10 protein-coding genes and 2 tRNA genes are annotated in these 8,573 nt (G+C 28.2%); 4 read left to right on the plus strand and 8 right to left on the minus strand.

All coding sequences use genetic code 11. The features are described from left to right. Window position 1: 1 nt before the first annotated feature. The 4 genes from L8T90_RS05185 to L8T90_RS05200 all read right to left on the minus strand — a co-directional run bounded on the left by L8T90_RS05185 (window position 2) and on the right by L8T90_RS05200 (window position 3,218). Entirely contained in the window at window positions 2-1,309 is a 1,308-nt protein-coding gene (locus L8T90_RS05185; RefSeq protein ID WP_263736904.1) for a sensor histidine kinase, read from the minus strand. Then, on the minus strand, window positions 1,299-1,985 hold the full coding sequence (locus L8T90_RS05190) for a response regulator transcription factor (RefSeq protein WP_263736905.1): 687 nt from the start codon (window positions 1,983-1,985) through the stop codon (window positions 1,299-1,301). Before L8T90_RS05190 ends, L8T90_RS05185 begins: the two co-directional genes overlap by 11 nt. Window position 1,986: 1 nt before the next feature. Beyond that, window positions 1,987-2,403 (minus strand): DUF1104 domain-containing protein, encoded by a 417-nt coding sequence (locus L8T90_RS05195; RefSeq protein WP_263736906.1) that lies wholly within the window; start codon window positions 2,401-2,403, stop codon window positions 1,987-1,989. Window positions 2,404-2,465: 62 nt separating this feature from the next. Continuing rightward, window positions 2,466-3,218, minus strand: coding sequence for an SIMPL domain-containing protein (locus tag L8T90_RS05200; RefSeq protein ID WP_263736907.1), 753 nt, complete (start codon window positions 3,216-3,218; stop codon window positions 2,466-2,468). 75 nt (window positions 3,219-3,293) lie between these two features. On the opposite strand from L8T90_RS05200, the gene mutY reads away from it, so the two are divergent. Next, a complete protein-coding gene (gene mutY / locus L8T90_RS05205) occupies window positions 3,294-4,337 on the plus strand; it encodes an A/G-specific adenine glycosylase (RefSeq protein ID WP_263736914.1) in 1,044 nt (347 codons plus the stop codon). Further along, a complete protein-coding gene (locus tag L8T90_RS05210; RefSeq protein ID WP_263736908.1) occupies window positions 4,327-5,184 on the plus strand; it encodes a radical SAM/SPASM domain-containing protein in 858 nt (285 codons plus the stop codon). Before mutY ends, L8T90_RS05210 begins: the two co-directional genes overlap by 11 nt. Here L8T90_RS05210 and L8T90_RS05215 read toward each other — a convergent pair. After that, the gene (locus tag L8T90_RS05215) at window positions 5,168-6,037 is read right to left on the minus strand and encodes a hypothetical protein (protein ID WP_263736909.1); all 870 of its coding nucleotides are present in this window, start codon (window positions 6,035-6,037) and stop codon (window positions 5,168-5,170) included. The two genes, L8T90_RS05210 and L8T90_RS05215, sit on opposite strands and share 17 nt — an antisense overlap. A gap of 171 nt (window positions 6,038-6,208) precedes the next feature. Between L8T90_RS05215 and L8T90_RS05220 the strand changes: the two genes are divergently transcribed. After that, window positions 6,209-6,296, plus strand: a tRNA-Ser gene (locus L8T90_RS05220). On the opposite strand, the gene L8T90_RS05225 is transcribed toward L8T90_RS05220, so the two are convergent. Continuing rightward, complete coding sequence (locus tag L8T90_RS05225) at window positions 6,297-6,947, minus strand: putative metalloprotease CJM1_0395 family protein (RefSeq protein WP_263736910.1); 651 nt, start codon at window positions 6,945-6,947, stop codon at window positions 6,297-6,299. It abuts the tRNA gene before it with no gap. 116 nt (window positions 6,948-7,063) lie between these two features. Between L8T90_RS05225 and L8T90_RS05230 the strand changes: the two genes are divergently transcribed. Further along, window positions 7,064-7,140, plus strand: a tRNA-Met gene (locus L8T90_RS05230). Between the two features lie 8 nt (window positions 7,141-7,148). Here L8T90_RS05230 and L8T90_RS05235 read toward each other — a convergent pair. Next, window positions 7,149-7,421, minus strand: coding sequence for a hypothetical protein (locus L8T90_RS05235; protein WP_263736911.1), 273 nt, complete (start codon window positions 7,419-7,421; stop codon window positions 7,149-7,151). 3 nt (window positions 7,422-7,424) lie between these two features. Next, window positions 7,425-8,573, minus strand: a 1,149-nt coding sequence (locus tag L8T90_RS05240; protein ID WP_263736912.1) for a hypothetical protein, incomplete at its 5' end; no start/stop codon positions are given.

An 8,573-nucleotide genomic window follows, 5' to 3' on the forward strand; every position in this document is an offset into this window, starting at 1 on the left:
CTTACCAAGAAAGTATAAACTCACTTCCCTCATTTTCTTTACTTAAAACTTTAATGTTGATATTGTTTTTATCAGCTATTTGCTTGACTAAGTTTAAACCTATGCCAAAGCCACCTTGATCTTGATTAAAGCGTTTGTAGCGTGTAAAAATTTGAGCTATTTCTTTAGTACTCATACCTTGACCCTCATCTTTAATGCTAAGTGTTTTTTCTTTTAAGTAAATATAGATTTTTTTATGAGCATTGGTGTATTTTATGGCATTGCTTAAAAGATTATCGATTAAAATTTGCATTTCTTCTTTATTGGCATAAAAGTTTTGCTCTAAAAGATTTTTTTCAATGATGAGATTTTTTTGCGTGATTAAAGTTTCAAAGTATTCTAACCTTTGTTCCAAAAGCTCTTTTAAATTGATATCTTCTTTTGTATTTTCTTTTTGCAAGAAAAAATTCAAGGCTATGAGATTTTGATAGATGTGGTTTAAATTTTTACTTGCTAGTTTGATATGATTTAGTTTTTTTATGTTATTTGGATTTAAATTTGTATCATCAAATTTTTTAATACTAGCTAAAATCACACTTAAAGGTGTATTAATTTCGTGCGTGGTATCTTTGATAAAATCATTCAGTGCTTTAAATTGTTCTTTGATATTTTTAAAGACAAGCAAGATGAGTATGTAAGCAACCACAGCAAGCAACAAAATACATATAAGAGTATAAAAAATAGTTTTTAATTTTAATTTCCAAAGCTCATGGGAAAAATCATTGATGTCTAGATTATTATAATTATCTTTGCGGTATTGTTCTTTTTTAAAACCAAGATCATCAGTTTCTATAATGATATGAATATTTTTATGTCTTAAGAAATGAGAATGGTGTTTTGGTTTTTTTAGATTACTTGTGTCTATATAGGTGTTGAGATTTCTAATCCTTGAAAAATCTATAAATAATCTTTTGTTTTCATTGTAAATAAAATCATTTTTTTTAAGTTGTGTTAATATTTTTAAAGCATCAAAAGTTAAATTGCTAAAAATAACTTGGTTATTTGCGATAATGGCAAATTGAGTGTTGAGTCTTTTGGATATATAGGAAAAATCTTCTTGATTTAAATATGTTCTATCGTGTCTTGCTTCGATGATATTTTGCAAAATATAATTATAGTGAGTGTATGAATGTGTTATTTGATTTAATCGTATGTAGTTTGCTTCTTTTTGATAAAAAGTGATAAAAAAAATTGTTAGAAATACACCACTTGTGATGATATAAAGGGCTAGAATTTTAAAAATAGTATTATTAAAATTTTCACTTTTCATTTTCTAACCTTATGGCATAGCCTATGTTTCTTTGATTAATAATAAGATCTTTGCCAAGAATTTTTCTTAAATTTTTTACATAAACTCTAAGGCTCATAATTGCTGGCTCTTCATCCAAACTCCAAATTTCATCAAAAATGGTTTCTATACTTACAAAGTGTGGGCGTTTTTTTAAAAGCAAGGCTAAGAGCTCTTTTTCTTTGTTAGTAAGATTGATGATTGTTTTATCTTGATAAAGAGTTTTATTAAGCGTATCAAAAGAAATATTTTTTGAGGAGTTAAGCAAAATTAGATCTTCTTTTTGGTGGCTAAAATTTCTTTTAATGATATTTTTTACACGGATAATTAATTCATCTATGTCAAAAGGTTTTTTAACATAATCATCACAACCTGATAAAAATCCTTGTTTTACATCATCAAGCATAGATAAAGAAGTTAAAAATATAGCAGGAGTATTTTTACCACTTTCTCTTAATTCTTTTAAAACTTCAAAACCATTGCCTTTTGGAACTTTAACATCAAAAATCCAAAGATCAAAATTTTCTTCATAGGCTTTTTCTAGTGCCTCTTGTGCATCATACACACAAGAGACTTTAAAGCCCTCATCACTTAAGGCTTCGTTTATAATTTCATTTAAACTTAAATCATCTTCTAAGAGCAGAATTTTTGCTGCCATTTTATCTCATCGGACAATTTGCATGGTGTGATCTTAAACCATGATGATTTTTATGGGAATGGGTGTTATTGTAATGGTGCAAATTTAACTCTCTTATTTCTTTGCCACTCATTTCATCGGTTAGTTTTTGCATATCTTCTTGAACGATAACTCTTCTTTGGTTTCTTTCTTGAGTAGAAAGTTTAGAGATGTTTTCGTGTAAATTAGCTCTAAATTGTTGATGAAAATCTTTTGCATCTTTGTATTTCATTTCATTCATTCTTTTTTTCATCTCAATAACTAAATCAGCTTGATCTTGCGCTTTTACACTTTTTGCAAGATTTAAAATCTCATCATTACTTTTTTTAGAAAAATCAGCTCCTAGGGCAAATGAAGCAGCCAAAGAACCCACGATAAATAAACTTACAATTTTTTTCATTGTTTCTCCTTTAAATTAATGATGAGAAATTATAAAAGCTCAAAATAAAGCCAAAATGAAATTTATTGACAAATAAAAAGCACATTAGCTCTTAAATTTTGTTTTTCAATTTTAATAATAGGCAATACAACACTATCTGCACTAGCTGCTAAACTTGGAGCATTGTGTTTGATGTTGCAACTATCAAAATGAATGTTTTTTATCACGCAAGTTTTTGCCAAAGTTTTAGAATAATATTGAGCCTTTTCAAAAGCTTTTTTAAATGCAAGATCATATAAATCTTCTTTATTTGCTTCTAAAATAGCCTCATCAAAACCAGCTTGCAAAGCTTTGGTGTTAAAAGAAATTAAAGTATTAGTAGCACTAATATTTTCTATATCTTTTATAAGATTTTCATAGTCTTTATTTTTGTTTTGCGGGATTTGACAAGTAAAATTAGAGTGTAATCTATATCCATTTAATGTTTTTACCCCTTGATAGTAATTATAACTTGGTTCTAAAGTATAACTTCCACCTTTACAATAATTTTCTTTAGCAATACGATCTGAGATTTCTTTGAAAGTTTTAGCAATATGATTTTTTTCTTCACTAGAAACAATGGTTTTTTTACTAAGTTCCTCGCTAGCACTAAAATTTAAAGTAGCATTAAAGATATTTGGCATGATTTCATTGGATACTTCTATGTTTCTTGAAAATTCTATATTTTGTTTATTGTGATTTTTTAAGCCTAAAAATTCAGTGTTAAAAACCACTCCTAGTACAAATAATACTAAACAAAGTAGTCCTAAGCCTAAGCCTTTTAAAAAACTTTTCATTTTTGCTCCTTTTTAAAAATATTTTTTAATTTTAACATAAAGCCTTTAAGAATAGATTGTATAATTTTTTTAAAAATAAAGAAAGTCTTAATGCAAAAAATTCATAAAAGTATTTTAAAATGGTATGAACAAAATGGCAGGAAAAACCTTCCTTGGCGTATTTTACACGAAGAGTATAGAAAATATGGTAGCGAGGATGATTTAAAAAAACTAAAAAATATTGATATTGCTTATGCTGTTTATGTTAGTGAGATTATGCTTCAGCAAACTCAGGTAAAAAGTGTTTTGCAAAATTATTATTTTCAGTTTTTAGCTAAATTTCCTTCTTTAAAAGTACTTTCTGTGGCAAGTGAAGATGAGGTTTTAAAAGCTTGGCAAGGACTTGGGTATTATACCAGAGCTAGAAATATGCACAAATGCGCAAAAATTTGTGTGCAAGAATTTGATGCAAAATTACCATTTGAGATTAAAGAGCTTCAAAAACTTCCTGGTATTGGAGAATATACAGCCGGAGCTATAGCTTGTTTTGGCTTTTTGCAAGCTAAGTCTTTTGTGGATGCAAATATTAAAAGAGTTTTGAGTAGATTTTATGGCTTACAAAATCCAAACTCTAAGATTTTAGTGCAAAAAGCAAAAGAGTTTTTAAACCATGATAATGCATTTGATCATAATCAAGCTTTGCTAGATATAGGGGCTTTGGTTTGCTTGCCTAAAAATGCAAAATGTAAGCTTTGTCCTTTAGAAAGCTTTTGTAGTGGAAAAAATGAATATGAAAAATTTAACTTACCTAAAAAAATTCAATATGAAAACATTGTTTTAAATATACTTATAGTGCAAAAAAATGAGCAATTCTTACTTGTTAAAAGTGAGGAAAAATTGTATTTTAATATGTATAATTTTTTAGAATATAAAAATCAAAAAAAAGCAAAATTTATAGGAGAATTTAAGCATTCTTATACCAAATACAAAATCAATGCTAAGGTGTATTTTTTAAAAGATGATGATTTTAAAGATTTAAAAGCAAAAGCGTTTTCTTATAAAGATTTAGAGCATCTTACTCTTTCAAAACTTGCTCTAAAAACACTTGAGCTTTTTAAAAAGAGTGATTATGTATTTTGAGAAAATTTATATAGAATTAAGTGATATTTGTGGGTTAAAATGTGATTTTTGTCCTAGCCAAAAAGCCCAAAGAAAACAAATGAACCTTGAAAATTTTGAAAAAATTTGCAAAAGCGTGCATAATCATGCCAAGCTTTTTACTTTTCACGTGCTTGGAGATCCTTTAAGGATTTTAAATTTAACGGAGTATCTAAAAATAGCTTTAAAATTTAATATGCAAATAGAGCTTACTACAAGTGGGTTTTATTTTGATGATGAGAAGATAAAACTCATTTTAGACTCTAAAAACGTACGACAAATCAATATTTCCTTAGGTGCTTTTTTATCTCAAAGTAGAATGAGCTTAAAAGAATATTTTGAACCTATTTTGAAACTTATTTTTTTACACTTGGAAAATAAAAATAATTCTTTTATCAACTTAAGACTTTGGAATTTAGATAAAAATTTCAATCCACCTTTAGAAAATGAGAAAATTTATGATTTTTTAGAGCAAATTTTTAAAATAAAAATTCAAAAGCAAAAAACTAAAAATCGCTTAGAAAGGCATATTATCTTACACCAAGCTAGACTTTTTAAATGGCCTTCTTTAAAGGATGAGGTTGTTAGAGAGAATGGGTTTTGTCATGCTTTAAATGGGCAAATTGCTATTTTAAGTGATGGGACTTTAGTGCCTTGTTGTTTGGATACTAAAGGGGATATAAAACTTGGAAATTGCTTTGAAAAAGATCTTAATGAGCTTTTAAATTCCTCTTTATATATAGAACTAAAAGAAGGTTTTAAACAAGGAATTTTAAAAGCCGAGCTTTGTAAAAGGTGTGAGTTTTTAGAGGCTAAAAACCTAAATTAATTTCATCTTCATCATTGATTTGATGATTTGTATCCAAGTCTTGTTTTGTTTCTTCTTGATTGTCTTTAGAATGTTTAAAAATATCTTCAGTAATTTTTGTAGCAATACCTCTAAGAGCTTTTTGTTTGCTTGAACTACTTGTAGAGCTCATTTTAAACTCTAAAGTATTAGAAGATTTGCTTTCATTTGTAGCAAATTCTATTAAGCGATAATCAATGATAATATCATAAGATTGAGTGTTGTTTTCATTTTGTATTTGTTGTATTTTTGGGTTTAAAATGAGCAAAAAATCAGCTTCTAAAGTCTTATAAAGCTTTACAAGTTCTTCATCGCTTGAATTTTTAGAAAGCAAAAATTTTTCCTGATTATAAAGATCAAGATTTGTTTTATCTAAGATTTTAAATTTTTTATTCTGAAGTAAAACACTTAAAAGCTCTTGTTCAAATTTGGCTGAAAGTCCAGTTTTGATTCTATTAATGATGATTAGAGAGCTTTTATTTTCAAGACTTTTGTCGCTATAAAGTTTTTTATAGATTAAAACTTTTGCGTGAAATTCACTTTGATTTGTTTGAGTTAGAGACTTTATATCATAACTATTAAAAACACCATTGCTAACAAAGTCAAGTTCTTCATCATAACCTATATTAAAATTTCCATTAAAATTAAACTCAAATTTTTTCAATTTGACTTGTTTTAAACCTTCTGTTTTTCCCAAGGCATCATTAATAGCGTTTTTAATCGCTTCGCTTCTTGTACTTCCAAAGCCTTCTCCAAGACTTTCTTTGTTTAAAACAGCCTGTGCTTGATAAGTACAAACAAGACTTAAAAAAAGTATAAGTAGTTTTTTTATCATAACTATTCTCTTTTTGTTTTTAAATAATAAAATAAATATTTTATTTTTATTTTAACATTATAAAGTTTAATCATATCTTGACTGCAAATTTTATACTCAAGATTAAATATCCAGAAAGTCTATAAAATTTTTATTATAAATTTAAAAAAATAAGTTATAATCTTTAATTTTAGAGAGGTGTCCGAGCGGTCGAAGGAGCACGCCTGGAACGCGTGTGTGGGGCAACTCACCGAGGGTTCGAATCCCTTCCTCTCTGCCACTATGCGCTTTTGTTGTACTGACTTCCTATGTAATCTTGTGATGCATTTTGTGTGTATGAATTTATAGCTTTGGAATTTGAATTTGTTTTTTCCTCATTCTCATTTTCGTTTTTTTTATTTTGTGCTTTTAGCTCTTCTGCTTTTATCTTAGCTTGTTCGGCGCGCGCGTCATTTTGCATTTGCATAGCATTAGCTGCTACTTTGTAATCTTGTGGACTAGGATCAGCTGGTGCCATAGCTGCAGCAATTACTTGCATTGCATTTGCTATAGTTTCTTCAGGAGTATTGCCTTTTTGCATTCTTATAGGCACTTCCCCTTCGACTGCATACATTTTATTATCAGGACCCCTTGTATAGCCAAAGCTCGCAACACCAGCTAAAGCTCCGCCAGCTGCTTGATGGGCTGCTTCATGAGCTCTTACTTCTCTGTCGATTTTTTCAAGTTCTCGTACTTGTTTTACCTCTTCAGCACTTAAGTCTTTACCGTTGACTTTTTGAGTTTTTTCTTCTTTTTCTTGATTGTTTTTATTTTCTTTTGTTTGCTGTGGATTTTCTTTTTCAGAAATGTTTTCTTTGATTTCTTCTTTGTCTTTGTTTTGATAAGGATTTTGTGTATAAAAAGCATTGTTATAACTTGAGCTTATTTGCATAAAAATCCTTTCTAATATAATTTCATATTTTTATCACAAAAAAGTTGAAAAATTTATAAAATAAATGTTTTATAAAATGTTAAGCAAAATAAAGTATAATTTTAACTTCTTTTTATGTCAGGGTAGCTCAGCTGGCTAGAGCGCTGGTCTCATAAGCCGGAGGTCGGGAGTTCAAGTCTCCCCCTTGACACCATCTAGCTTTCAAAAAAACATTTTCCAATGATTTTTTAGTATTTTGATGATATTTTTGCAAATTTCTTTCTTTTTGCTTTCTTCTATTTGTAGTTTATCTAAAAAAGTTTCTTCAAGAGTGTTAACAAGTCGCGCGCATTCTTTTACATCAAATGTTTTTGATTCATTTAAAGATGACAATGCTTTTAATAATAAATCTTTATATTCCATAAGAGTTTTAATTTCTACCTCTGAAAGTTGAGCTAACAGAGATAGAAATTGCATAAAATTGTAAAATGGCAAATTTTATATTCCTTCTACAGTAAATCCAAAATTTCGTTCCCCATCAAAACAAGAGAAGTTAATTTTACCTTCATCATAGCTTCCCGCATCGTCATTATTAACAAAGGTAATGGAACTAAATCCTATACCTCCACTTGATACCCTAGTCATATATTTTTTTAATTCATACGAAGTTATCCTGCAATCTGGAGAATTTTTTATGTCTTCATCTTTAAATTTTAAAGAAAATTGTGAAAAAAGAGTCATAGGATTGTATCCTACTCTCCAATTTTTTCTATCTAAATAAACTTCTGGGAACAGTACTTTAACGTCATCAGATTTAAATTTTTTTAATTCGCTTGTACTTTCTCTATATTCACATTCAAGTTCTATTCTAAAATATCTAAGATGTGGGTCATCAACATATAGATTTATGGTTGTTTCTCCATTGGTATATAATCTGCTAAGATCTTTTTCGCTTTTAACTCCATCTGGCAGTATAACTTTAATAAATCCCGGCTTTAAATGAGTTATTGTTACCGGAAAATGTTTCACATAATAAACTTCATATGGATATAACAAACCATAAGGAAATATAATTTTTGGCAAGAAAAATTTTTCCCATTTATAGGAAATTTTTTGATCCATTTTTTTTCCTAATGTCGAAGCATTTATTGTTATTTCATTTTCAAATGGATCTTTAGAAGTAATAGTTGCTTTAGCTTCACCCTGAGAATTGAATTTGCTATCTTTATTGATTATTGTCCCATCTCCTTGGATGTTCCATGTGATTTCAGAATTTAATCGTCCTCCAGTAATTTTTATTTCAGATTGTTCATTGAGTTTATTGTAAAACCAATTTCGATTTGACTGTATTTGTAGATTATATTGATAAAGTTTGATTTTATCTAAATTAAGTTCCTCTTTAACATTACCTTGCTTAATATACTTAAACTGAATAGTAATATCTTTAATACTATAATCTTCAATAGCTTTAAATTTTAAAACAGCTTCGCCTTTTTCATTTACCTTAAAGCTAGTAGATTCAGGATTAACTCCTTTGCTTCCACTAATTCCATCAATAACTGAATTAGGTAAAAGATTACTTATTTTAATTTCATAAGGACTTTCATAATCTATGGTTTTTTCTTGTCCTTTATAACTTGGATAAGT

The sequence above is a fragment of the Campylobacter sp. RKI_CA19_01121 genome (genome assembly GCF_025771295.1).
Taxonomy (GTDB): domain Bacteria; phylum Campylobacterota; class Campylobacteria; order Campylobacterales; family Campylobacteraceae; genus Campylobacter_D.

What these genes read in the sequence shown, in the direction of transcription:
- L8T90_RS05185 (WP_263736904.1), bottom strand. Translation starts at nt 1,309, where the DNA reads ATGAAAAGTGAAAATTTTAATAATACTATTTTTAAAATTCTAGCCCTT.
- L8T90_RS05190 (WP_263736905.1), bottom strand. Translation starts at nt 1,985, where the DNA reads ATGGCAGCAAAAATTCTGCTCTTAGAAGATGATTTAAGTTTAAATGAA.
- L8T90_RS05195 (WP_263736906.1), bottom strand. Translation starts at nt 2,403, where the DNA reads ATGAAAAAAATTGTAAGTTTATTTATCGTGGGTTCTTTGGCTGCTTCA.
- L8T90_RS05200 (WP_263736907.1), bottom strand. Translation starts at nt 3,218, where the DNA reads ATGAAAAGTTTTTTAAAAGGCTTAGGCTTAGGACTACTTTGTTTAGTA.
- L8T90_RS05210 (WP_263736908.1), top strand. Translation starts at nt 4,327, where the DNA reads ATGTATTTTGAGAAAATTTATATAGAATTAAGTGATATTTGTGGGTTA.
- L8T90_RS05215 (WP_263736909.1), bottom strand. Translation starts at nt 6,037, where the DNA reads ATGATAAAAAAACTACTTATACTTTTTTTAAGTCTTGTTTGTACTTAT.
- L8T90_RS05225 (WP_263736910.1), bottom strand. Translation starts at nt 6,947, where the DNA reads ATGCAAATAAGCTCAAGTTATAACAATGCTTTTTATACACAAAATCCT.